The 23,204-nt window shown below is 65.8% G+C and carries 20 protein-coding genes; 12 read left to right on the top strand and 8 right to left on the bottom strand.

Annotated features, from left to right (window positions below; translation table 11 throughout):
• Positions 1–3: 3 nt before the first annotated feature.
• From ACIPG5_RS22065 to pvdM, 4 genes are all read right to left on the bottom strand, one after another.
• Positions 4–1,659, bottom strand: coding sequence for a cyclic peptide export ABC transporter (locus ACIPG5_RS22065; RefSeq protein ID WP_401378149.1), 1,656 nt, complete (start codon positions 1,657–1,659; stop codon positions 4–6).
• Between the two features lie 73 nt (positions 1,660–1,732).
• Positions 1,733–2,614 carry a formylglycine-generating enzyme family protein gene (locus ACIPG5_RS22060; RefSeq protein ID WP_401378146.1) on the bottom strand — a complete coding sequence of 294 codons (882 nt, stop codon included), beginning with the start codon at positions 2,612–2,614 and terminating at the stop codon, positions 1,733–1,735.
• Between the two features lie 14 nt (positions 2,615–2,628).
• On the bottom strand, positions 2,629–3,900 hold the full coding sequence (locus tag ACIPG5_RS22055; protein ID WP_401378143.1) for an aminotransferase class V-fold PLP-dependent enzyme: 1,272 nt from the start codon (positions 3,898–3,900) through the stop codon (positions 2,629–2,631).
• A gap of 17 nt (positions 3,901–3,917) precedes the next feature.
• Positions 3,918–5,264, bottom strand: a complete 1,347-nt coding sequence (pvdM, locus tag ACIPG5_RS22050; RefSeq protein ID WP_176516644.1) for a pyoverdine-tailoring dipeptidase-like protein PvdM — start codon at positions 5,262–5,264, stop codon at positions 3,918–3,920.
• Positions 5,265–5,473: 209 nt separating this feature from the next.
• On the opposite strand from pvdM, the gene ACIPG5_RS22045 reads away from it, so the two are divergent.
• A complete protein-coding gene (locus ACIPG5_RS22045) occupies positions 5,474–7,108 on the top strand; it encodes a PvdJ/PvdD/PvdP-like protein (RefSeq protein WP_401378140.1) in 1,635 nt (544 codons plus the stop codon).
• A 288-nt stretch (positions 7,109–7,396) separates the two neighbouring features.
• Here ACIPG5_RS22045 and ACIPG5_RS22040 read toward each other — a convergent pair whose 3' ends face one another.
• The 3 genes from ACIPG5_RS22040 to ACIPG5_RS22030 are packed head-to-tail and all read right to left on the bottom strand — an operon-like array spanning position 7,397 to position 11,947.
• Positions 7,397–8,800, bottom strand: coding sequence for an efflux transporter outer membrane subunit (locus tag ACIPG5_RS22040; protein WP_401378137.1), 1,404 nt, complete (start codon positions 8,798–8,800; stop codon positions 7,397–7,399).
• 3 nt (positions 8,801–8,803) lie between these two features.
• On the bottom strand, positions 8,804–10,768 hold the full coding sequence (locus tag ACIPG5_RS22035; protein ID WP_176516638.1) for a MacB family efflux pump subunit: 1,965 nt from the start codon (positions 10,766–10,768) through the stop codon (positions 8,804–8,806).
• On the bottom strand, positions 10,769–11,947 hold the full coding sequence (locus tag ACIPG5_RS22030) for an efflux RND transporter periplasmic adaptor subunit (RefSeq protein ID WP_401378134.1): 1,179 nt from the start codon (positions 11,945–11,947) through the stop codon (positions 10,769–10,771).
• A gap of 195 nt (positions 11,948–12,142) precedes the next feature.
• Here ACIPG5_RS22030 and ACIPG5_RS22025 point away from each other — a divergent pair, with 195 nt between their 5' ends.
• The 5 genes from ACIPG5_RS22025 (at position 12,143) to ACIPG5_RS22005 (ending at position 15,456) form a co-directional block, all read left to right on the top strand.
• Positions 12,143–12,619, top strand: coding sequence for a sigma-70 family RNA polymerase sigma factor (locus ACIPG5_RS22025; RefSeq protein WP_176516634.1), 477 nt, complete (start codon positions 12,143–12,145; stop codon positions 12,617–12,619).
• Positions 12,620–12,789: 170 nt separating this feature from the next.
• Entirely contained in the window at positions 12,790–13,266 is a 477-nt protein-coding gene (locus ACIPG5_RS22020) for a histidine kinase (RefSeq protein WP_176516633.1), read from the top strand.
• 69 nt (positions 13,267–13,335) lie between these two features.
• Entirely contained in the window at positions 13,336–14,661 is a 1,326-nt protein-coding gene (locus ACIPG5_RS22015; RefSeq protein WP_176516631.1) for an MFS transporter, read from the top strand.
• 94 nt (positions 14,662–14,755) lie between these two features.
• The gene (locus ACIPG5_RS22010) at positions 14,756–15,052 is read left to right on the top strand and encodes a type II toxin-antitoxin system MqsR family toxin (protein WP_401378130.1); all 297 of its coding nucleotides are present in this window, start codon (positions 14,756–14,758) and stop codon (positions 15,050–15,052) included.
• 2 nt (positions 15,053–15,054) lie between these two features.
• On the top strand, positions 15,055–15,456 hold the full coding sequence (locus ACIPG5_RS22005) for a type II toxin-antitoxin system MqsA family antitoxin (protein ID WP_176516629.1): 402 nt from the start codon (positions 15,055–15,057) through the stop codon (positions 15,454–15,456).
• An 81-nt stretch (positions 15,457–15,537) separates the two neighbouring features.
• On the opposite strand, the gene ACIPG5_RS22000 is transcribed toward ACIPG5_RS22005, so the two are convergent.
• Positions 15,538–17,220, bottom strand: coding sequence for an electron transfer flavoprotein-ubiquinone oxidoreductase (locus tag ACIPG5_RS22000; protein WP_176516627.1), 1,683 nt, complete (start codon positions 17,218–17,220; stop codon positions 15,538–15,540).
• 533 nt (positions 17,221–17,753) lie between these two features.
• Between ACIPG5_RS22000 and ACIPG5_RS21995 the strand changes: the two genes are divergently transcribed.
• The 6 genes from ACIPG5_RS21995 (at position 17,754) to ACIPG5_RS21970 (ending at position 23,153) form a co-directional block, all read left to right on the top strand.
• A complete protein-coding gene (locus ACIPG5_RS21995) occupies positions 17,754–18,503 on the top strand; it encodes an electron transfer flavoprotein subunit beta/FixA family protein (protein ID WP_176516625.1) in 750 nt (249 codons plus the stop codon).
• The gene (locus tag ACIPG5_RS21990) at positions 18,504–19,433 is read left to right on the top strand and encodes an electron transfer flavoprotein subunit alpha/FixB family protein (protein ID WP_176516623.1); all 930 of its coding nucleotides are present in this window, start codon (positions 18,504–18,506) and stop codon (positions 19,431–19,433) included. It abuts the gene before it with no gap.
• Between the two features lie 78 nt (positions 19,434–19,511).
• A complete protein-coding gene (locus ACIPG5_RS21985; protein ID WP_401378126.1) occupies positions 19,512–20,333 on the top strand; it encodes a substrate-binding periplasmic protein in 822 nt (273 codons plus the stop codon).
• Positions 20,334–20,342: 9 nt separating this feature from the next.
• On the top strand, positions 20,343–20,696 hold the full coding sequence (locus tag ACIPG5_RS21980; RefSeq protein ID WP_176516619.1) for a DUF4398 domain-containing protein: 354 nt from the start codon (positions 20,343–20,345) through the stop codon (positions 20,694–20,696).
• Positions 20,693–21,505 (top strand): OmpA family protein, encoded by an 813-nt coding sequence (locus tag ACIPG5_RS21975; RefSeq protein ID WP_176516617.1) that lies wholly within the window; start codon positions 20,693–20,695, stop codon positions 21,503–21,505. Before ACIPG5_RS21980 ends, ACIPG5_RS21975 begins: the two co-directional genes overlap by 4 nt.
• Before the next feature lie 205 nt (positions 21,506–21,710).
• Complete coding sequence (locus ACIPG5_RS21970) at positions 21,711–23,153, top strand: PLP-dependent aminotransferase family protein (protein ID WP_236238083.1); 1,443 nt, start codon at positions 21,711–21,713, stop codon at positions 23,151–23,153.
• Positions 23,154–23,204 lie beyond the last annotated feature (51 nt).

The following is a 23,204-nucleotide window of genomic DNA, read 5'->3' as shown; positions in this document are numbered from 1 at the left end:
GTTTCAGGCGAGGGCGGGGGCGCGTTCGACCACGACCTTGCCGGCCTGCAGGCGGACCAGCTGGTCGGCGATGTCGAAGTAGCGGTCGTCGTGGGAGATGACGATGATGGTCTTGCCCAGGCGCTTGAGGTCGGGCAGCAGCTCGGTATAGAAGATGCGCCGGAAGGTCGGGTCCTGGTCGGCGGCCCATTCGTCGAACACCAGCACCGGGCGCTCTTCCAGCCAGGCATTGATCAGCGCCAGGCGCTTGCGCTGGCCGGTGGACAGGTCGGTGGTGCTGAATGCGCCGTCTTGCACCTTGACCTTGTGGGCGATCTCCAGGCGCTCGAGGTAGCGGTTGGCATCGTCGGGGATGTGCGTGTCGCCCTGCACCACGTCATCGAACAGGTAGTAGTCGGCGAACACCGTGGTGAACAGCTGGCGGTAGTCGTCGCGCCGGGCGGCGTCGATGGCCTGGCCGTTGAGCAGGATCTGCCCGTGCTGCGGCGGGTACAGGCCCAGCAGCAGCTTGATCAGGGTGGTCTTGCCGCAGCCGTTCTCGCCGACCACGAAGACGATGTCGCCGTGGTTGATGCGCAGGTTCACCGGCCCGACCTGGAAGGGCTGGGCGCCGGGGCTTGGCGGGTAGATGTAGTTCACCTCGCGCAACTCCAGGCTGTCGACCGCCACCGGCTTGCTGCCAGGGTCTTGCAGCAGCAGGTGCGGCTCGGGCGAGGAGAACTGCTCGGACAGCTCGGCGATGCGGCGAAAGGCTATTTGCGCGCGGCTGACCACCGGCAAGGTGCCGATCAGGTGCTCCAGCGGGCCTTTCATGTACAGCAGCACCAGGACGAAGCCGCTGATGGCCTTGGGGTCGGCGCTCGGCCAGAGGAACTGCAAGGTCAGGCCCAGGCCGATGACCACGAAGAACAGCATCGAGCCGAAGCTCTTGGCGATCACGAAGGTGTTGATCGAGCGCACCTGGGTGGCGCAGATCTCGTCGGCGGTGTCCTGGATGCCCTGGCGGAACATGCGCTGGCGCCGGGGGCGGTGGATGCGCAGTTCCTTGGCCCCCTCGGCCACCGCGTGGTAGTGCTTCTGCAGGCGGTCTTCGGCATCGCGGGCGGCCATGAAGCCTTTGATGCCGCGGCCGCGGGCGATGTACTGGATGACGCTGCCGATGCCGATCGCCAGCAGCATCATCAGGAACATCGGCAGCGACAGCGTGGCCAGGTAGCCCAGGCAGCCCAGGGTCACGGTCAGCGAGATGGCCAGCGGCGCGAAGGCGAAGGCGAAGTCGCTGATGGTGTCGACGTCGTGGGTCAGTACCGGGATCAGGCGGTGGCTGCGAAAGCGTTCGATCTGCTCGATCGGCGCCGACAGCACCTTTTCGCCCAGGGCTTTGCGCAGCTTGGCGATGATGTGCTGGCCGACGTAGTTGGTGCCGATGTCCGAGCAGATCGAGCTGGCCAGGGCCAGTGCGCACAGCCCGGCAAAGCCCAGCACCACGCTGTTGCTCAGGCCGCCTTCGGCGTGCAGGCCGCTGTTGATGGTGGCCAGCAGCGCGGTGACGCTGAGGCCACCGACCATGCCCATGACAATCGACAGGCTGACGATCGGCCAGAAGGGTTTGAGCAGGGTGAACAGCTCGCTCAGGGCCCCGCGGGGTTTGGAGGTCATGTTGGTTTCCTGGATCAGAGGCGTGAGTACACCGTTAGGACGAGTGGCCGGGAGGGCAATTTAAGCCCCGGGCCTACAGCTCGCGGGCCACCCTGAAGCCCAGCCAGTCGCCCAGGCGCTCGGGGGTGTTGGTGTTGCGGTTGCCCGAGCGCGAGAAGATCGGCGCCTCGCCCCAGTCGTTGCCGCGGATGCTCACCACCTTGCAGCTGCCTTCGGCGCGGCTGGCCTGGCCCCAGGCGCTGCCGTCGGCCGGCGCGCCCTGGTAGCTGTTGTGGTAGCAGTCGGCGACCCACTCGTAGACGTTGCCGTGCATGTCGTACACGCCGAAGGCATTGGCCGGGAAGCTGCCCACCGGCGAGCTGTAGCTGAAGCCGTCCTTGGGGCCGTAGACGTTGGCGTGCTGGCTGATTTCCAGGGTGGCATCGGGGTCGAGCGGGAACGGGAACATGCCGCTGCTGCCACCGCGGGCGGCGTATTCGCGCTCGGCTTCGCTGACCATGCGATAGTGCTTGCCGGTCTTGTTCGACAGCCAGGCCACGTAGCCCTGCACGTCGTGGTAGCTCATGCACACCGCCGGTTGCCGCGGGCCTTGCTTGTAGCTTGGTTTGCTGGCGGTGCAGCGCCGGCCAGGGCGGTCGTCGCCGTCGGCGATGCGCGTGCCGCTGGCCTTGAGGTAGGCGTCCCATTCGCCGGCAGTCACTTGGAAACGGCTGATGGCGAAGGGCTTGGCGAAGGTCACCGGGTGCTGCGGGCCTTCGTCGTCCTGGCGGCCCATTTCGTCGGGCGGGGTGCCCATGGTGAAGGTGCCGGCGGGCAGCACCACCATTTCCGGGCACAGCGTGTCGCAGTCGCGAAATACCTTGCCGGGGGTGTCGGCGCCTTGCGCGGCCAGGGCCGGCAGGCTGCAGGCGGCCAGCAGGGCGGCCAGGGTCAGGCGGTTCAGGGGAGCGGTCATGGGCAATGCCTTGTTCAAAGGTTGCGAGTGATCAGGGCCATGGCCCGATCGATCTGCTGCTCGTCGTTGAGCAGGCTGGGGGCCAGGCGAATCACCGGGCCGACGTCACGGTGCACGGCGTCGCACATCACCTTGTTGGCGATCAGGTCGGCGGCGACGGCATCGGCGTTGCGATCCTTGATGCGAAAGAAGGTGAAGCCTGCCGAGTAGCGCTCGCTGCGCGGGGTTACCAACTGGACCTGGCGATGCTCGGCAAGGCGCTCCTTGAGCAGGCTGTTGAGCTGGTGGATGCGTTGCTGCACCTCGGCCTTGCCCAGCTGCAGGTGCAGCTTGAAGGCTTCGCCGGCGGCCCAGCGGTGCTCGAAGGCGTGGTAGCCGCCGGGGGTCATGATGGTGGCGAAGTCCTCATCGCGGGAGAAGGTGGCGAAGGTCGGCGTCAGGTGTTGCATGCCCGTGGAGGCGGCGCAGATGATGCCGGTGCCGCGTGGGCCGAACATCCACTTGTGGGTGCCGGCGATGAAGTAGTCGCAGTTGAAGTCGGCGAAGCGCGCGTTCTCCACGCCGAAGCCGTGCACGCCATCGACCACGTAGAGGATGCGCTCGGCTTCGCTGCGGTTGCGGTTGTGCCGGCGCACCAGCTCGCCGATCTCGCCCACTGGCAGCTTGACGCCACTGCCCGAGTGCACCCAGGTCATGCCGAGCACTCGGGTCTGTGGGCCGATGGCTTTGTCGACCGTGCTCAGGACCTGGTCGGTGGACACCGTCCAGGGGTCGTCGAACAGGCGGATCTTGCGCACCGTGGTGCCCTGGCGCTGGGTGCGGAAGGCCAGCGCCTTGTGCGTGGAGTAGTGCTCGTGCTCGGTGACCAGGATCTCCTGGCCGGCGTTCACCGCAAGGCCGCCATAGATCATCGCCAGGCCTTCGGTGGTGCTGCCGGTGAGGGCGACCTGGCGCGGCTGCACGTCAAGGTAGCGCCCGGCCCATTCGCGCACTTCGTCCTCGCGCTGCCATTCGTACTGGCTTTCCCAGTCCATCAGCGCGGCGGGGTTGCGGTCGAGGTCGGCGCGGTGGCGGTCGATGGCCGCCTGCACCGGGCGCGGGTGGGCGGTGACCAGGAAGTTGGCGAAGTGCGCCACCTGCGGGTCGAGCGGGAACAGCGTGCGCAGGTTGCGCCATTTGTCGGCGCCGGTGAGCGGCGTCTCGCTGCTGGCCAGGGCCTCGGGCAGCAGGGGCAGGCTGGCGGCCAGCAGGCCGGCCTGTTTGAGGAAGGTGCGGCGGTTGCTCATGGTCGGGCGGGCTCGCTTCAGCGGTTGGCGACGGGGAGGGCGGCTTTTTGCACCTGGGCCCAGGCGCGCAGGAAGTTGCCCGCCCAGAGCTTGGCGATGTCGGCTTCGCTGTAGCCGCGGGTGAGCAGCTCGGCGGTGACATTGCGGATTTCGCTGACGTCCTTCCAGCCGTCCAGGCCGCCGCCGTCGTTGAAGTCCGAGGCGATGCCGACGTGGTCGATGCCGACCTTCTTCACCGTGTAGTCGATGGCGTCGACGTACTGCTTGAGGGTGGCCTTGGGTTCTTCGTCGAGGATGCTGTAGAGCGAGCTTGCGTACTCGCCGAAGCGCGCCTCGGGCCAGATGGCGATCACCGCATCGCCGGGCATCAGGGCATTGGCCAGGCCTTGCAGCGGTTGCAGGTCGAAGCGCGCGCGCAGGGCGTCGAGCTTGTCCACCACCGGCTGGGTCAGGGGCTTGAGGTACTGGCCGAAACCGACCACCTGGATGACCCCGCCGCTGTCCTTGATCAGCTGCATTTCCTTGTCGGAGAGGTTGCGCGGGATGTCGACCAAGGCCCGCGGCGCCGAATGCGAGGCCACCAGCGGCGCGCGCGACAGGCGCGCGACATCTTCCAGGGCCAGGGTCGACATCTGCGAGACATCGATGATCACGCCCAGGTCGTTCAGGCGCTTGACCGCCTGCTCGCCCAGCGGCGACAGGCCACCCAGTGCGTCGGCGGTGTCGTTGAAGAACGGCAGCGGCCGCGAGGAGTCGGCCCAGTCGTTGTTGCCGACATAGCTGAAGCCGAACATGCGCATGCCGCGTGCCGCCCACAGGTCGAGCTGCGCCAGGTCGTGGCCCAGCGGGTAGGCGTTGAGCATGCTGATGAAGATGGCGAACTTGCCTTCGCCGTTCAGGCGCCGGAAGTCGTCGGGGGTGTAGGCGATGCCGACCTGGTTGGGGAAGTCGCGGACCATGCCGGTGATGATCTTGTAGCGCGCTTCCTGCTCTTGCCGGGCGGCATCGACGAAGCCTGGGGTGGGGCGGTGCGGGGCGTTGGCGCCGTTCCAGATTTCCGGCCAGCCGAACACCGTCAGCGCCGCGCCCGACAGGCGCCCGCGGTTGGCCTTGGCCAGGTCGAACTGGCCGGGGCCGTCCTTGTCCGCTTCGTGGCCGGCGCTGCCCAGGGCCAGTGGCACGGTGACGTGGCTGTCGAACGAGAGCATGTGATCGTGCAGCGCCTCGGCCTGCTGGACGATCTTCAGCGGGTAGCCTGCGTGCAGGTGCCGCCAGTAGAAGTAGCCGGCGGCACTCCCCAGGGCGACCGTCAGGGCCAGGGGCAGGCCGATGTACAGGGCTTTGCGGGAGCGGGTCTTGGTCATTGCCATCTCGTTGCGCGTTGATCGGGTGGGCCTTGCGCCGCAGCGGCGGTGGCGCGGCCAGGGCTTGGGTATCAGGTTGGACGAACGAGGGCGGGGCAAATTTATCGACGGCGCGCGGTGGGCGGGGCGTTAAATTTCGCTGCGTGGGCAACGTTCTAGCCTTGGACAGGCCGTGCTCCATGGCCGCAACGAATGCTCAGGTAGTGGCAATGACGATTTCACGACGCGGGTTCATCGCCGGTGTGGCATTGACGGGCGTGGTAGTACCCGGAGCGCTGTATGCGCGGCATGTGCAGCGCCAGCAGTTCGACGAGCAGTTCCCGGAAACCCCGGGCGAGGCCGTGGTGGAACTGGCCGATGCGACGCTGCAGCAGTTGGGCGATACCTTGCGCGGCGTCTGGCGCTGGAGCTGCCATGGCGCCGATGCCGGCCTGCAAGGCCTGCCCGCAGGGGAGCTGGAGCTGCTGCTGGACGTGGCGCAGAACGGCCGTGGCCTGCGCGGCTACCTGGACACCCCCGAGCGCCTGCGCGGCGAGCAGGAACCCCGCTACCGGGTGCTCGGCGACCTGCTGACGGAAAAGCCCGGCACCCTGCGCTGGCGCCTGTTCGCCACCCAGGCGGGCGAGGCGCAGGCGGACTATGAATGCCAGGTGGTGCTCGACGAAGCCTGGGGCGGCCTGGGCAATGCCGGGCCGGCCAGCCTCAACGGCCGCATCGCCCGGCTCGACCGGGCCCTGACCCTGCCGCTGCAGGACAACCAGTTCCTGGCGGTCAAGCGCACCTTCCCCGAGCCCCGCGAACGCACGCCGTTGTCACCGGCCTTGCTGGCCTGGCTGGTGGCGCCCGAGCATCGGCTGTTCCACCAGTTGTGGCATGCCTCGCGGGACAAGTGGCACAAGCTGGACGAGCAGAAGCAGGCGTCCCTGCGCGGCCTGGGCTGGCAGCCCGGGCCCCGTGACCAGGAGCGCGATGCCCGCGGCCGGCACAAGGACCGCAATGGCTCGGGGGTGGATTTCTTCTTCATGCACCGGCACATGCTGCGCGCAGCCCGTGCCCTGCAGGACCTGCCCTCGTGGCCGCGGTTTCCGCTGCCGCAGCCGGAGCTGGAGCGCGACCGGGCCGGTTTCGTGCGCTATTTCGACAACCACGATGGCAATGCCTTGCCGCCCACCTGGCTGGCGCCGAGCGATGCGCAGTACACCCAGTGGGTGCGCGACATCAAGACGCCCGACACCTACCACGGCAACTTCCAGGTGTGGGAGTCGCGCTACAGCGACCCGCACTACCTGAGCACGCTGACCCTCGGCCAGTTCGGCTCGGAAATGGAGCTGGGCCTGCACGACTGGCTGCACATGCGCTGGGCGTCGGTGCCGCGTGACCCGTCCAATGGCATGCCGGTGCCGTTTGCGCGGGCGCCGGAGGACTTTGCCGGGCGTTGGTTCGAGGCGCAGAACGACTTTCTCGGCGACCCGTTTTCGTCCCATGTGAACCCGGTGTTCTGGCATTTCCATGGCTGGATCGATGACCGTATCGAGGATTGGTACAGGGCCCATGAGCGCATCCACCCGGGCCAGGTGCGGCGCACCGAAGTCAATGGCGTGCCGTGGTTCGCCCAGGGGCCGTGGGTGGAGGTGGCGGACCCTTGGCTGGGGCCGGATACCCATGGCTGCTCGACGGTGCCTGGGTTGAGGCCGGGGCGCAGTGTGGAGATGGACCCGGAAACCATGAAGCTGGCGTTGCGGATCATTTTTGGGGATGACGACCTGTTTGCCCGGTTGAAGCCCAAAGTGCCGCAGCGGCCTTGGTATGCGCGTAATTTGAAGGTGGTGCAGCGGGGGAGTTGAGTGCCTGGCGGGGGATGTGTGGCGCCTGGTAGATCGAGCGCCGCCCACGCGGCGCATCGCGGATGAATCCGCTCCTACATTTGTTGCAACGTGCCACGGTCTGTCAGGCCATAGTTGTCCGCCTTTGGTGCCCGCCGAGAAATCGCGTCGTACAAAAAAGGCTTACAACCATGACCTATCAGGCATAGGTACGTTGCAACAAATGTAGGAGCGGATTCATCCGCGATGCGCCGCGCGGGCGGCGCTCGATTTACGCCCCAAAACAAGGCCCAAGCCCTGCACCTTCGCTCAACGCTCGACCTGCCACCCGCCACCCAACGCCTTGTACAACGCCACGCTGCCTTGCAGCCGGGCCAGGCGCAGCTGCGCCTGCTGGTCCTGGGCCAGGTACAGGGTGCGCTGGGTTTCCAGCACGCTCAGCAAGGTCTCGGCGCCGGCGCCATAGCGCTGCTGCGCGAGGTCGAAGGCTTGGCGTGCCTGCTGCACTTCCTCGTCCTGCCACTGGCGCTGGCGGTCCACGCCGTGGATGGCGTTCAGCGCCTTCTCGACATCGGCAAAGCCAGCCAGGATGCTGCTGCGGTAAGTCTCCAGCAGTTCGTCCTGCTCGGCTTCGGCCAACTGCCTGGCGGCGCGCAGCCGGCCGTTGTTGAACACCGGCGCCACCAGGCCTGCGGTGAGGGTGTAGTAGGACGTGTCGAACACCTCGGCGAAGGTATTGGCGCCGGTGCCCAGGTTGGCGCCGAGGGTCAGCTTGGGCAGCAGCGCCGCCCGCGCCACTTGCACGTTGGCGCTGGCGGCGGCCAGGCGTGCCTCGGCCGCGGCGATGTCCGGGCGCCGGGCCAGCAGCTCGCTGGGCACGCCGCTGCCGATGGCGGGCCACTGCACGCTGGCGAGTGCCTGCTGGCTGGCTGGCAGCGCCTGCACCGGGTCGCCGAGCAAGGTCGCCAGGGTCACGCGGCTGTCCTGCAACTGTTGTTCGAGCAGCGGCAGCTGGCGCTGTTGGGCGGCCACCAGGCTGCGCTGCTGGGCCAGTTCCAGGCGCGTGGCGGAGCCTGCACGCTCGCGGCTTTCGACCAGGTGCAGCACGTCGCGGGCGTTGCTCAGGTTGAGCTGGGCGATACGCAGTTGTTCACCCAGGGCCAGGCCTTGCAGGTAGCTGTCGGCCACGGCGCTGAACAGGGTCAGCTGCACCGTCTGGCGGTCGAAGCGGCTGGCGTCGAGGCCGTGCAGGGCGCTGGCGCGAGCGGCGCGCAGGCCGCCCCAGAAGTCGAGTTCGTAGCTGGCACTGAGCTGGGTGCCGAAGGTGGTGTAGGTCGGCTGGCGGCGGCTGACGTCCAGCGAGTCGGCGCCGTCGCCATGCAGCAGGCGCTGGCGGCTGCCGTCCAGGCCCGCCTGCAGCTCCGGCAGCAGCGGGGCGCCGGCGATCACGGCGCGGGCCTGGGCCTGGCGAACCCGCGCTGTGGCGGCCGCCAGGTCATGGGCATTGGCCCGGGCTCGTTCGATGAGCTGGTTCAGCTCGGGGCTGGCAAAGGCTTGCCACCAGGTGGACGACGGCAGGCCAAGGTTGGCGGCGGCTGTTTCGCCTTGCCAGTGCAGCGGGGCGGCGATGCCGCTGGCGGGCGGCGGTGGCGTGCTGCAGGCGGCGAGGCCCAGGCACAGGGTCAAGAGGCTGATGCGGCTTGGCAATGTCATGGCTTATTCGCTGGTAAGGGCTTTGACCGGGTCGAGCCGGGAGGCTTTGCGCGCCGGCATGAAGCCGAACACGATGCCGGTGACCACGGCGCAACTGAACGCGCCGAGGATGGCCGGCAGGGCGAAGGCCACGGCCACCTGCGCCAGGGTCAGGGCGCCGCCGATCGCCAGGGCCAGGAGGATGCCGGTGACGCCGCCGACCATCGACAGCATCACCGCTTCGCTGATGAACTGGCGCTGGATGTCGCGCTGGCGGGCGCCGGTGGCCATGCGGATACCGATTTCGCGGGTACGTTCGCGCACGGTCATGAGCATGATGTTCATCACCCCGATGCCGCCGACCAGCAGCGAAATCGCGGCGATGGCCCCGAGCATCAGCGACAGGCTGTTCTGGGTGCGGGCCTCGGCCTGGATCAGCGCTGCGTCGTTGGTCAGTTCGAAGTCGTCCTTGCCCTGGTGGCGCTTGCGCATCAGCTGGGTGATCGCCGCTTCGCTGTCGGCCACCCGGGCCGAGTCGGCGGCGGCGATGATCACGTATTCCGGGTCATGGCTGCCGAACAGGCGGGTGGCGGCGGCGGAATAGGGCACCACGATGCGCTCGTCGCTCTTCTGGTCGCCTGAGCTTGCGCCCTTGGCGGCGAGCAGGCCGACCACCTGGAACGGCACGTTGCCGATCAGCAGGTACTGGCCCAGGGCATCGCTGCCGGGGGCCATGAGTTTGTCCCGGACCTTCTGGCCGATCACCGCCACGGCGGCGCCGCTGCGCTCGTCGGCTTCGCTGAAGAAGCTGCCCTCGACCACCGGCCAGTTGAGGATGCGCGGGAACTCGACGTTGTTGCCGCCGACGTAGAACTTCTGGTTGTTGTTGCCATGGCGCACCATCACGTTGCTGCCGATCACTGGCATCACCCGCTGCACCTGGGGCAGCTCGGCGATGGCCGCGACATCGTCGAGGGTGACGATGCCGCCGGGCTCGCGCAGGGTTGGCGGGCGGCCGTTGAGGTAGAGGATGTTGGAGCCGAACGCGGCCATCTGCGCCATCACCTGGCGTTTGCTGCCTTCGCCGACGGCCAGCATGACCACCACCGAGGCCACGCCGATGACGATGCCGAGCAAGGTCAGGGCGGTGCGAAAGCGGTTGATCCACATCACCCGCCAGGCGGCTTGCAGGGCTTCGAGCAGTTCGCCTTGCCAGGCACCGTGCGCGGTGGCGCCGCGGTCCAGGCGCTGGCGCAGGGTATCGGCCTGCAGGCTTTGCGCCGTGGTTTGTGGCGGCTGGCCGGCAGCGGAGTCGCTGACCATCAGGCCATCGCGGATTTCCACCACCCGCCGGGCGCGCTGCGCCACGGCGCGATCGTGGGTGATGAGGATGATCACATGGCCCTGGCTGGCCAGCTCGTCGAGCAGGGCCATGACTTCGCGGCCGCTGTGGCTGTCGAGGGCGCCGGTGGGTTCGTCGGCGAGGATGATGTGGCCGCCGTTCATCAAGGCCCGGGCAATCGACACACGCTGCTGCTGGCCGCCGGAGAGCTGGTGCGGGCGGTTGCCCAGGCGGCTGGCCAGGCCCAGGCGGGTCAGCAGGGCGGCGGCGCGGGCGTGGCGTTCGGCCGGTGGGGTGCCGGCGTAGATGGCGGGCATCTCGACGTTTTCCTGGGCCGAGCCGGAGGGGATCAGGTGGTAGCCCTGGAACACGAAGCCGAAGGCTTCGCGGCGTAGCCAGGCCAATTGGTCGCCATCCAGCTGGGCGACGTCCTTGCCGGCGAACAGGTAGCTGCCAGTGGTAGGGCGGTCGAGGCAGCCGAGGATGTTCATCAAGGTCGACTTGCCGGAGCCGGAGGCGCCGACGATGGCGATGAATTCGCCGGGCCGGATGCTCAGGCTGATGCCGCGCAGCACCTCGACCGTGGGCGTGTCGCCGCCGCCGTAGGACTTGCGGATATCGCGCAGCTCGATCAGGGGCGTGTCCATTCAACCTCCACTGGCGGCAGGGGCGCCGATGACCAGGCGTTCACCTTCGTCGAGGCCGTCGACGATCTGCACGCGCAGGCGGTCGCTAAGGCCAATGCGCACCTGGCGCTGTTCGACCTTGCCATCCTTGCCCAGCACCTGGGCCAGGCGCAGGCCTTCGCCGGCGCCGTCGTCCAGGGCGGCCAGCGGTGCGGTGAGCACTTGGCTGGCGTGGCCGGCGACGAAGAACACCTGGGTGGTCATGTCGGCCATCAGCGCGCCGTCGGGGTTGTCGACGTCCAGCAGCACGGTGTACTGCACCACCTGGCTGGCGGCGGAGCCGGCGCTGGCGCTGAGCGGGCTGCCGCCGCCCTGGCTGGCGTGGGCCAGCGGCTTGGGCGGGATCGGCAAGATCTGGCGCACGGTGCTGTGCCAGCGGCGCTTGCCGCCGGCCAGGGTGGTGAAGTAGGCGGTCATGCCGGGCTTGACCTTGCCGATGTCGGCCTCCGAGACCTGCGCCCACACGGTCATCGGCGACAGTTTGGCAATGCGCAGGATCAGTGGGGTCTGCTGCTGGGCGTTGAGGGTCTGGCCTTCGCGCGCATCCACCGCGACCACGGTGCCGTCCATGGGCGCGTAGATGCGCGTGTAGCCGAGCTCTGCTTCGTCGCTGCGCAGGTTGGCCTGGGCCTGGCGGATCTGCGCCTGGTACATGGCGATGCGGGCCTGGGTCACCTTGAGCTGAGCGTCGGCGGCCTGCAGGTCTTCGGCGCGGGTGGCGCCGGCGGCGGCCAGTTCGCGCTGGCGCTTGTGCTGCTGCTGGGCCAGCAGGTATTGCGCCTGTTGCTCGGCGAGCTGGGCCTTGAGGTTGTCGATCGAGAAACGCCCGGCGTCGAGCCTGGCCTGCTGGGTCGAGGGGTCGATCTCCACCAGCAGCTGGCCCTTGTGCACTTGGTCGCCGGCTTCCACGTGCAGGGTGCGGATCTGCCCGGAGGCCTGGGCGCCGACGTCCACGTAGCGGCGCGGCTGCAGGGTGCCGAGGGCGGTGACACTGCTTTCGATGTCGCCACGGGCAACGGCGACGGTGCTGACCGGCAGGGCGCCATAGGGCAGCGCCTTCCAGGCCAGCAGGCAGCCCAGGGCCAGCAAGCCAAAGCTGCCAAGGGCGATGCGGCGGCGGGTATTGGGTGAGCGTCTCATGCGGGCTTCCAGCCAGGGGTGGGCCACGCGCGGCCAGGGCAGGGCGCGCAGGGAGGTGCCAGTAAGACGAAGGCAGGCGGGGTGGATTTACAGCGGCTGCAGGAGTGTTGCTGAGAATAATTATAATTTGTAAGATCCGTCGCTGTTATCACTCAGACCTTGTCCCGGCCTGTCAGGACGACCCCAGGTGCCGTCGTGGAACATTACTATCGCGAATTGGTGAGCTTCCTTGCTGCCCGCCTGGGCAACCGCCAGGCGGCCGAAGACGTTGCCCACGATGCCTACCTGCGGGTGCTGGAGCGAACCGGCACGCAGCAGATCGAGCACCCCCGCGCCTTCCTTTACCGCACCGCGCTGAACCTGGTGATCGACCGCCATCGGCGCCACCTGCTGCGTCAGGCCGAGCCGCTGGAGGTGCTGGACCAGGACGAGCGCTGGCACACCGCGCCGCCTACCCTGAACCTGCAGCTTGACCAGCGCCTGGCGCTGATGCGCAAGGCCCTGGACGAATTGAGCAAGCCCTGCCGCGACAGTTTCCTGCTGCGCAAGCTGGAGGGCTTGTCGCACCCGCAGATCGCCGAGCGCCTGGGGATCTCGCGCAGCCTGGTGGAAAAGCACATCGTCACCGCCATGAAGCACTGCCGGGTGCGCATGCGCCAATGGGAATCCTGAAAAAGAGGTCGTAAGTCAGTGAAAATTCTGTGTGCTGGCCACTTGATTTCTCCCTGTTTCCCGACAACTATCTAGATTGACCCCTCCAGAAAGTTCCTGGCGGTTGCCGGTTACTGGCGCAGTTTGGTCAGGGAGCGTGCCCCTATTCACCTGACTGCCCAGGTCCGACAATGACCAACAAGACCCTGCGCATCCTGATTGCCGACGAGCACCCGTGCCAGCGCCTGCAGCTGGAAAAACTGCTCAATGGCCTGGGCTATTACCGGATCGCCCCGGTGGAAAGCTTCGACGAACTGCAGCGCCTGGTGCATTGCGCGCTGGAGCCGTTCAACCTGCTGGTGGGCAACTACGAACTGGGCAGCCATGCCGGCGTCGACCTGGCGCGCTTTTGCCGGGTCAGTGCGCAGATCCAGCACGCTCTGCTGTATCACTCCCAGCACCTGAAAGTCCCTGCGGTGCCGCAGACCGAGCGCCAGGCGGTGAACGTCAGCCTGCCTCAGGTGCCGGACAACGAGGCGCTGGAGTCTTTCATGGCGATCATCGATGCACCGGTGGTGATCGGCAAACTGGCCCTGCCACCGGGGTTGTCCGGCGGCAAGCAGGCCTACCAGCGGCGCAACTTCGCGCACACGGTGTTCAGCCGCTAAGCGAGGAGGGCAGGGGCTGGCGGGGATTTGCTATCCTCTTGCCCTTTGCCGATTTGCGGACTTCTGCCAATGACTGCCATCGATACCGCTCGCCCGCCCCGGTTCAGCCGCGGCGATCACCGGACCCTGGGCCTGGCGGCACTGGGCGGCGCGCTGGAAATCTACGATTTCATCATCTTCGTGTTCTTTGCCCTGACCCTCAGCCAGCTGTTCTTCCCGCCCGAGATGCCCGAGTGGCTGCGCCTGCTGCAGAGCTTCGGGATCTTCGTCACCGGGTACCTGGCGCGGCCGCTGGGCGGCATCCTCATGGCCCATTTCGCCGACCACCTGGGGCGCAAGCGGGTGTTCAGCCTGAGCATTTTGATGATGGCCTTGCCGTGCCTGCTGATCGGGGTGATGCCGACCTATGCCGACATCGGCTATGCGGCGCCGCTGATCCTGCTGGGGCTGCGCATCCTGCAGGGCGCGGCGGTGGGGGGCGAGGTGCCCAGTGCCTGGACCTTCGTTGCCGAACATGCGCCACCCGGGCGGCGCGGCTATGCCCTGGGCTTTCTGCAGGCGGGGCTGACGTTTGGCTACCTGCTCGGTGCGCTGACCGCGACGCTGCTGGCGCAGGTGTTCACGCCCCAGGAGATTCTCGATTACGCCTGGCGTTACCCGTTCCTGCTGGGCGGGGTGTTCGGCGTGATTGGCGTGTGGCTGCGCCGCTGGCTGAGTGAAACGCCGGTGTTCCTGGCGCTGCGCGAACGCCAGGAGAAGCCGGTGAAGTTCCCGCTGCGACGGGTGCTGGGCGAGCACCGCCGGGTGTTGATCCCGGCGGCGCTGCTGACCTGCGTGCTGACCTCGGCGGTGGTGGTGCTGGTGGTGATCACCCCGACCGTGATGCAGCAGCGCTTCGGCATGAGCGCCGGGCACACCTTCGCCCTGAGCAGCGTTGGCATCGTCTTTCTCAATATCGGTTGCGTGCTGGCCGGGCTATTGGTCGATCGCCTGGGCGCCTGGCGGGCGCTGATGATCTACAGCCTGCTGCTGCCGCTGGGCATCGGCGCGCTTTATGCGAGCCTGGTGGGGCAGTGGGGCATGACCTGGCTGGCCTATGCGCTGGCGGGGCTGTCGTGTGGTGTGGTGGGGGTGGTGCCGTCGGTGATGGTCGGGTTGTTCCCGGCCGAGATTCGCGTGTCGGGTATTTCCTTTACCTACAACGTCGCCTATGCGCTCTGGGCCAGTACCACGCCGTTGGCACTGATCGCGCTGATGCCGTGGAGCCCGTGGGTGTGTGTCGGGTTTTGTCTGATCATGGGCACGGTCGGGCTGCTGACCGCGCTGTACTTCGGGCGCCGCGAGCCGCTGGCGTTTGCCGCGGAGCCGATGCCGATCATGTGCGGTGACAAATGAGGGGCTAGTGGCCGGTGGGCGGTGAGGCAATCTTTTGGGTGGAGGCTATTGGAATAACCTATTAGCCAAATTTAACCTAAAAGGTTAATTTCTCATGGAAAAGAGAACGCCTCATTGCTCCCTGGAGCGGGTTCACTCACTCGTTGCCGCCAACCGAATCAGCCCGACGGGCGCCGCTTTGAAAGGGGCGAGGGCGTTGGGTGTCGATTTTGCCTGCATGGTGGACGTCATTCGTGGGTTGAGCCGAAAGGATTTCTACAAAAGCATGACCAGTCATGGGGATCATCAAGTTTGGCAGGATGTGTATCGGCCACTCACAGCGGTCGGCTACCTCTACCTCAAGCTGTCAGTCATTGATGACGTGCTTATCGTGTCTTTCAAGGAGTTGTGATCATGAAGTGCCCGATATGCGGTGGCGCGGAACTGGCGCAAGATACACAAGACATGCCTTATCGTTACAAGGGGCAGACAACATCGATTCCGGATGTCACGGGCCAATACTGTCCTGTTTGTGGCGAGGTGGTTCTGAGCTTCGATGAAGCCCATCGCGTCAGCGAGCGGATGACGGCCTTTGATCGGCAAGTCAATGCGGCAGAGGTTGACCCCAATTTCATCGCTGCCGTGCGCAAGAAGTTCGACCTCGATCAGCGCGAGGCAGGTGAAATCTTTGGCGGCGGGGTGAATGCTTTTTCTCGCTACGAGAATGGCAAGACCAGCCCGCCTGTAGCGCTGGTCAAGCTGTTCAAGCTGCTCGATCGCCACCCTGAGCTGTTCGAGGAAGTCAGGACTGCCTGAGCTCTGGCACAAGAACCTGCATACGAAAAAGCCCCCGGGCCGTGAGGCCAGGGGGCTTTTGTTTGCCGCAAGGGCAGGGGGTTACATGTTCGGGTAGTTCGGCCCGCCCGCGCCTTCAGGGGTGACCCAGGTGATGTTCTGGGCCGGGTCCTTGATGTCGCAGGTCTTGCAGTGCACGCAGTTCTGCGCGTTGATCTGGAAGCGCTTGTTGCCGTCTTCCTGGGTGACCACTTCGTACACGCCGGCCGGGCAGTAACGCTGGGCTGGCTCGTCGTACAGCGGCAGGTTGCTGGCGATCGGGATGTTCGGGTCGGTCAGCTTCAGGTGGCAGGGTTGTTCCTCTTCATGGTTGGTGCTGGAGAGGAATACCGAGCTGAGCTTGTCGAAGCTGAGCTTGCCGTCCGGTTTCGGGTAGTCGATCTTCTTCGAGTCGGCGGCCAGCTTGAGGCAGGCGTAGTCCGGCTTGGTGTCGTGCAGGGTGAACGGCAGCTTGCCGCCGAACCAGTTCTGGTCGACGTAGTTGAACGCACCGCCCAGCAGCGGGCCGAACTTGTGCAGTGCCGGGCCGAAGTTGCGGCTGGCGAACAGCTCTTCATGCAGCCAGCTGGCCTTGAAGGCCTCGACGTAGCTGTTCAACGCATCGCCGCCCTCGCTGCCGGCGATCAGTGCGTCGGCCACGGCGTCGGCCGCGAGCATGCCCGACTTCATGGCCGTGTGGCTGCCCTTGATCTTGGAGAAGTTCAGGGTGCCCAGGTCGCAGCCGATCAGGGCGCCGCCGTTGAAGACCATCTTCGGCAGCGAGTTCAGGCCGCCCTTGCAGATGGCGCGGGCGCCGTAGCTGATGCGCTTGCCGCCTTCGAGGTACTGCTTCATCACCGGGTGGTGCTTGAGGCGCTGGAATTCGTCGAACGGCGACAGGTACGGGTTGGCGTAGGACAGGTCGACGATCAGGCCGACCACCACCTGGTTGTTTTCCAGGTGGTAGAGGAACGAGCCGCCGGTGTTGTCGGCGCTGACCACGTCCAGCGGCCAGCCGGCGGTGTGCACCACCAGGCCCTGCTCGTGCTTGGACGGGTCGATTTCCCAGATTTCCTTGAGGCCGATGCCGTAGTGCTGAACGTCGGCTTCGCTGTCGAGGTTGAAGCGCTTGATCAGCTGCTTGCCGATGTGGCCACGGCAACCTTCGGCGAACAGGGTGTACTTGGCGCGCAGTTCCATGCCTGGGGTGTACAGGCCGTCTTTCGGGTTGCCTTCGCGGTCGACGCCCAGGTCGCCGGTGATGATGCCGCGGACTACGCCGTTCTCGTCGAACAGGGCTTCCTGGGCAGCGAAGCCCGGGTAGATTTCCACGCCCAGGTTCTCGGCCTGCTGGGCCAGCCAGCGGCACAGGTTGCCCAGGGAGATGATGTAGTTGCCCTGGTTGTGCATGGTCTTGGGCACGAACAGGTCAGGCACCTTGGTCGAGCTGCCGGCATCCTTGAGCACGTAGATGTCGTCGCGCTTGACTTCGGTGTTCAGCGGCGCGCCAAGTTCTTTCCAGTCGGGGAACAATTCGTTCAGGGCGCGCGGTTCGAACACCGCGCCGGAGAGGATGTGGGCGCCGACTTCGGAGCCTTTCTCGACCACGCAGACGCTGATCTCGCTACCGGCTTCGGCGGCCTTCTGCTTCAGGCGGCAGGCGGCGGACAGGCCCGCCGGGCCGGCGCCGACGATGACCACGTCGAATTCCATGTATTCGCGTTCCACTGGTTCTCTCCTACTCATCAAGGCTCGTGCTGTTGCTTGGGTCTTATTGGGGTGCTTGCGTGCAGCGGCTCGTCACGGGAGCGAAACTGTAGCTACGCAAAGGGGGGACTACACCGTTTTGTCTTGGCCGCGCATTATATCTACACCACTCGGCGGGTCCAATACAAACGTTTGTTTGAATTTGCCGCAGGCCAGTAAAATCACAGGAACGCGGCTGGAGGGTGACCGATTTGCCGTATTGACCGGATTGGGTGTTACGGTCAAGATACGAGCGGTTTTACGCTCGCCGTAGGCTGACCGTCGGGCGCAGGTGCACCCCTAAAGACCAGGCGTAGCGCAGGGTTTTCGGGCTGATCCCGGTTTTGTAGTGGAGTCTACACGCCACGACAGAAAATGACTCGCGGGTTTTGCCTGAAGCGTCTGAACAGGACTGATTGGTCACTGTGAAGTTCGCGCTTCCCGGTACGTTTTTAGAGGTGCCCTTGTACCCACGCGCATCGCAGGGCTTAGCCCAGGCGACTATCTATTCACCGGAGAGTAACGAGGAATCCATGAAGGTTCTTGTAGCTGTCAAACGAGTGGTCGACTACAACGTCAAGGTTCGCGTCAAGGCGGACAACTCCGGCGTCGACCTTGCAAACGTCAAGATGTCCATGAACCCCTTCTGCGAAATCGCCGTGGAAGAAGCCGTGCGCCTCAAAGAGAAGGGCGTTGCGACCGAGATCGTCGTCGTCTCCGTCGGCCCGACCACTGCCCAGGAACAGCTGCGTACCGCGCTGGCACTGGGTGCTGACCGCGCCATCCTGGTCGAGGCCGCGGATGAACTGAACTCCCTGGCCGTGGCCAAGGCGCTCAAGGCCGTTGTCGACAAGGAGCAGCCGCAGCTGGTCATCCTCGGCAAGCAGGCCATCGACAGTGACAACAACCAGACCGGCCAGATGCTGGCGGCGCTGACCGGCTTCGCCCAGGGCACCTTCGCCTCCAAGGTCGAGGTAGCGGGCGACAAGCTGAACGTCACCCGTGAAATCGATGGCGGCCTGCAAACTGTTGCACTGAACCTGCCGGCGATCGTCACCACCGACCTGCGCCTGAACGAGCCACGCTACGCGTCGCTGCCGAACATCATGAAGGCCAAGAAGAAGCCGCTGGAGACCATTGCTCCAGACGCGCTGGGCGTATCGCTCACGTCCACCAACAAGACCTTGAAGGTCGAAGCGCCAGCTGCCCGCAGCGCGGGTATCAAGGTCAAGTCGGTGGCCGAACTGGTCGAGAAGCTGAAGAACGAAGCGAAGGTAATCTAAATGACTATCCTGGTTGTCGCTGAATACGAAAACGGTGCCGTTGCCCCGGCTACCCTGAACACTGTTGCCGCAGCCGCCAAGATCGGTGGCGATATCCACGTGCTGGTCGCAGGCCAGAACGTCGGTGGCGTCGCCGAATCCGCAGCCAAGATCGCGGGCGTGGCCAAGGTGCTGGTGGCCGATAATGCGGCCTACGCCCACGCCCTACCGGAAAACGTCGCCCCGCTGATCGTCGAGCTGGCCAAGGGTTACAGCCACGTGCTGGCACCGGCTACCAGCAACGGCAAGAACATCCTGCCACGCGTGGCCGCACTGCTGGACGTCGACCAGATCTCCGAGATCATCTCGGTGGAATCGGCCGACACCTTCAAGCGCCCGATCTACGCCGGTAACGCCATTGCCACCGTGCAATCGAGCGCTGCGGTCAAGGTCATCACCGTGCGTACCACCGGCTTCGACGCCGTTGCCGCCGAAGGTGGCTCCGCTGCCGTCGAAGCGGTGGCTGCCGCGCACAACACCGGTATCTCCGCCTTCGTCGGCGAAGAACTGGCCAAGTCCGACCGCCCTGAGCTGACCGCTGCCAAGATCGTCGTTTCCGGCGGCCGTGGCATGGGCAACGGTGACAACTTCAAGCACCTGTACAGCCTGGCCGACAAGCTCGGCGCTGCCGTGGGTGCCTCGCGCGCCGCGGTCGACGCAGGCTTCGTGCCCAATGACATGCAGGTCGGCCAGACCGGCAAGATCGTTGCGCCCCAGCTGTACATCGCCGTCGGTATCTCCGGCGCGATCCAGCACCTGGCCGGCATGAAGGACTCCAAGGTGATCGTTGCGATCAACAAGGACGAAGAAGCGCCGATCTTCCAGGTGGCTGACTACGGCCTGGTCGCTGACCTGTTCGAAGCGGTGCCAGAGCTGGAAAAGCTGGTCTGATCCGGCTGCTTCACTTATAAAGAAGCCCGGCCCTCCTATTGAGGGCCGGGCTTTTTTTTGCCGGGCAAGGAGTGAGGGATGGCGTTTCGCGAAACGGGCAGGGTGCTGGTATGCATGGTGGCGATGCTCTCGCCGCTGGCCATGGCGGCGGGCAAGTGCGAGCGCCTGGTGGCGACCGGCAGCCCGGATGCACCGCCCTATTCCTGGCAGGACCCGAAAGACCCGAAGCACCTGATCGGCGCCAATGTCGACCTGCTCGGGCAGGTGGCTGGCGAGCTGGGCGTGAAAGTGGAAGTGCTCAATGCCGGCAGGCGTGACCAGGCGCTGGAGGAAGTGCGCAGCGGGCGCATCGACCTGCTGCTCGACACGCCCATGCAGGTGGAGCAGCTGACCGCGCTGGATTACATCCACCCACCGTTGCAGCTCAACGAATACCTGGTGTGGACGCGCCATGACGCGACGCTGGAGTACCAAGGCCCGGCGGACCTCGGCAAATACCGCGGCAGCCTGTCGGAGCGCGCCCGCCTGACCCCGGCCTTCAGCGCCTTCGCCAAGGCACAGCTCAAGCTGGAGCCGGCGCAGAACCTGACCCAGGCCTTCCAGAAGCTGGTGCTGGGGCAGGTCGATTATGTGCTCGCCGGGCGCTACTCGGGCATGGCCATGACCCAGAGCCTGGGCATGAGCAGCCACCTGGTGGCCCGTGGCCTGCCGGTGGACCGCCCCGGCCTGTACCTGGCCATTTCGCACAACTCGGCCTGCAATGACGCCTGGTTGCGTGGGCAACTGGCGAAAAAGCTGACAGAATTGCCGATCTCCGGTGCGTCCGAAGCCGTGCTGCAACGCAATGTCGAGCGCTGGAAAGCGCAGATGCAAGTGCAGGCGGACGCCCCCAAACAGTAGGAAGAGTGCGTGAGAACCCAATCACTGATCCTTGCCGTGGCTGTGCTCGGCCTGGCTGGCTGCGCCAATGACCCGGCGCCCAATGAGCAGATGCGTATTTCCGAGCAGGCGCTGGAACAGGCCAAGGCGGTCGGTGCCACCGACCAGGTCGAGGCGATGAAGCTGGCTGAAGGCAAGTTCGCCCGGGCCAAGACCAACATGCTCACCGAAGACTATCGTGACGCCCGCATGCGTGCCGAACAGGCCGAGCTGGATGCGCGCCTGGCCGAGGCGCAGGTGCTGAACCAGAAGAGCGACGAGCAGCTCGACGTGCTGCAGCAGCGGGTCAAGCGCCTGCGCAAGCAGCTGGAGGTGCAGCCATGATGCGCGGCAGACCGATGGCGGCGCTGGCCTTGCTGGCGCTGGTGGCAGGCTTGCAGGGTTGTGCCAGCCAACGCAGCTCTGCGGCACTGGACGATGCCACGGCAGCGTTCCAGAAGGTCAAGGACGATTCCGATGTGCTGCGCAGTGCCCCGCGTGACGTGATCCGTGCTGGCGAGTCGCTGGCGCGGGCCGAACGCCTGTCCAGCTACATCGGCACCGGCAGTGACGTGCGCCATTACGCCTACCTGAGCGAGCGTTACAGCGAGATCGCCAGCGAGCATGCCAAGCTGGCGCTGAACCAGGAGCGCCTGGCCAAGCTCGACCTCGAACGCCAGCGCCTGCAGTTGGCATTGCGCGAGGCCAAGCTGGCCAGCGTGCAGCAGCAGGGCAAGTGGGTCGAAACGCAGATTGCCGCGCTGGCCTCGGAGCAGGCTGACCGTGGCCTGGTGATGACCTTGGGCGATGTGCTGTTCGACACCGGCCGTGCCGACTTGAAGAACTCGGCCAGCCGCACGGTGTTGAAGCTGGTGCAGTTCCTTCAGCTCAACCCGCGTCGCGTGGTGCGCATCGAGGGTTATACCGACAGCACCGGTGCGCCGGAGGACAACCTCAAGCTGTCGCGCGACCGCGCCCAGGCAGTGGCCGACATGCTGGTCGACCTGGGTATCGATGAGAAGCGCCTGCAGGTCGAGGGCTATGGCGACCAGTATCCGATCGAGGCCAATGCCTCGGAGCGGGGCAGGGCGCAGAACCGCCGGGTGGAAATCGTCTTCTCCGACGAGAAGGGCAAGCTCGCACCGGCGCGCTGATCGCGGCGGCCTCTCGCCGGCAAGCCGGCTCACACAGCTCCATGGCAGGTGCTGAAACGGTGGGAGCCGGCTTGCCGGCGATGAGGTTCACAGGTGCCACGTAACTGTAATGTCGACTATTCTGCAATCTGTCCCAGTACACTTTGCAACTGTTACGGTATTCTCTACCGCCAGTGAGTCGCACAAGAACAACGAGCCGCCCGCCATGACCAACCTGCTGCTGTACCAGCGTATCGCCCAGCAACTGGCCGATGACATCCGCCGTGGTGTCTACCAGCCAGGCGAGCGGGTGCCGTCCGTGCGCAAGATGAGCGCCCAGCTCAATGTCAGCCATGCCACGGTGCTGCAGGCCTATGCCAATCTCGAAGACCAGGGCCTGATTCGCGCCCGGCCGCAGTCGGGCTACTACGTTCACCAGACCCCGGCTCTGACCGCGCAGACCCCGGATATCGCCCGGGTCGAGCGGCCTGGCCTGGTCACTCGGGCCAGCATCATCCAGCAGGTACTGACCGAGGCGCGCCGTGACGGCGTGTTCCCCTTCGGTGCTGCCGTGCCTCACGTCGACTACCTGCCGGTGCGGGCCCTGCATCAGCAGATTGCCAAGGTCACCCGCTTTCACAGCCCGCGCGCCTTCAGCTACATGTTCAGCCCGGGGTTCGAGCCGCTGCGCCGGCAGATCGCCATCCGCATGCGCGATGCCGGCGTGCTGGTGGACCCGCGCGAGGTGATCGTCACCCATGGGTGTGTCGATGCCTTGCAGATGTCGCTGCGGGTGCTGACCCGCCCGGGCGACCTGATCGCGGCGGAGTCGCCCACCTATTACGGCCTGTTGCAGCTGGCGGACTTGCTGGGGCTGAAGGTCATCGAAATTCCCAGTGACCCGTCCACCGGCATCAGCCTGGAGGCCTTGCAGCTGGCGGCCAACCAGTGGTCGATCAAGGCGCTGGTGCTGACCACGCGCCTGAGCAACCCTTTGGGCGGCACCGTCCCTGAAGAGCGGCAGAAGCAGCTGTTGCGCCTGGCGTCGGACTTCGACATCCAGATCGTCGAAGACGACATTTATGGCGAACTGATGTTCGAGCAGGGCAAGACCAAGGCGCTCAAGGCGTTCGACCGGCTCGACCGGGTCATCTACTGCTCGAGTTTTTCCAAGACCTTGTCACCGGGTGTGCGGGTCGGCTGGATGGTTGCGGGGCGCTATCAGGATGAGATTCAGCGGCTGCAGACCTTCACCACCCATTCGGCCTGCAGCGTGACGCAGATGGGCGTGGCCGCCTATTTGGAAAACGGCGGTTACGACCGCCACCTGCGCTACATTCGCCAGGAGTACCGCAAGAACCTCAGTGCCTACCAGTTGGCGGTGCAGCAGCACTTCCCCGAAGGTACGCAGATGACCCGGCCCACGGGCGGTTTCATCCTGTGGGTGAGCCTGCCGGGGCGGGTCAATACCCAGGAATTACACGTGCGCGCGCTGGAGCAGGGGATCAGCATTGCGCCGGGGCTGATCTTCAGCAATACCGAGCAGTTCAACCACTGCATACGCCTTAATTGCGGGATACCGTGGAACAAGGAAGCCGAGCGGGCGGTGATCACCCTGGGCTTGCTGGCCCAGCAATTGTGCCGCGAGTCGGCGACTCCACTTTTGTAAGGCTTGCCAGGGGCGGGCGGAACGTAGAGCATAGGCACTTTGCCAGCCTGT

Source organism: Pseudomonas sp. NPDC087029, from assembly GCF_044745345.1.
Taxonomy (GTDB): domain Bacteria; phylum Pseudomonadota; class Gammaproteobacteria; order Pseudomonadales; family Pseudomonadaceae; genus Aquipseudomonas; species Aquipseudomonas faucium.
This window is presented reverse-complemented; position numbering and strand designations above follow the sequence as displayed.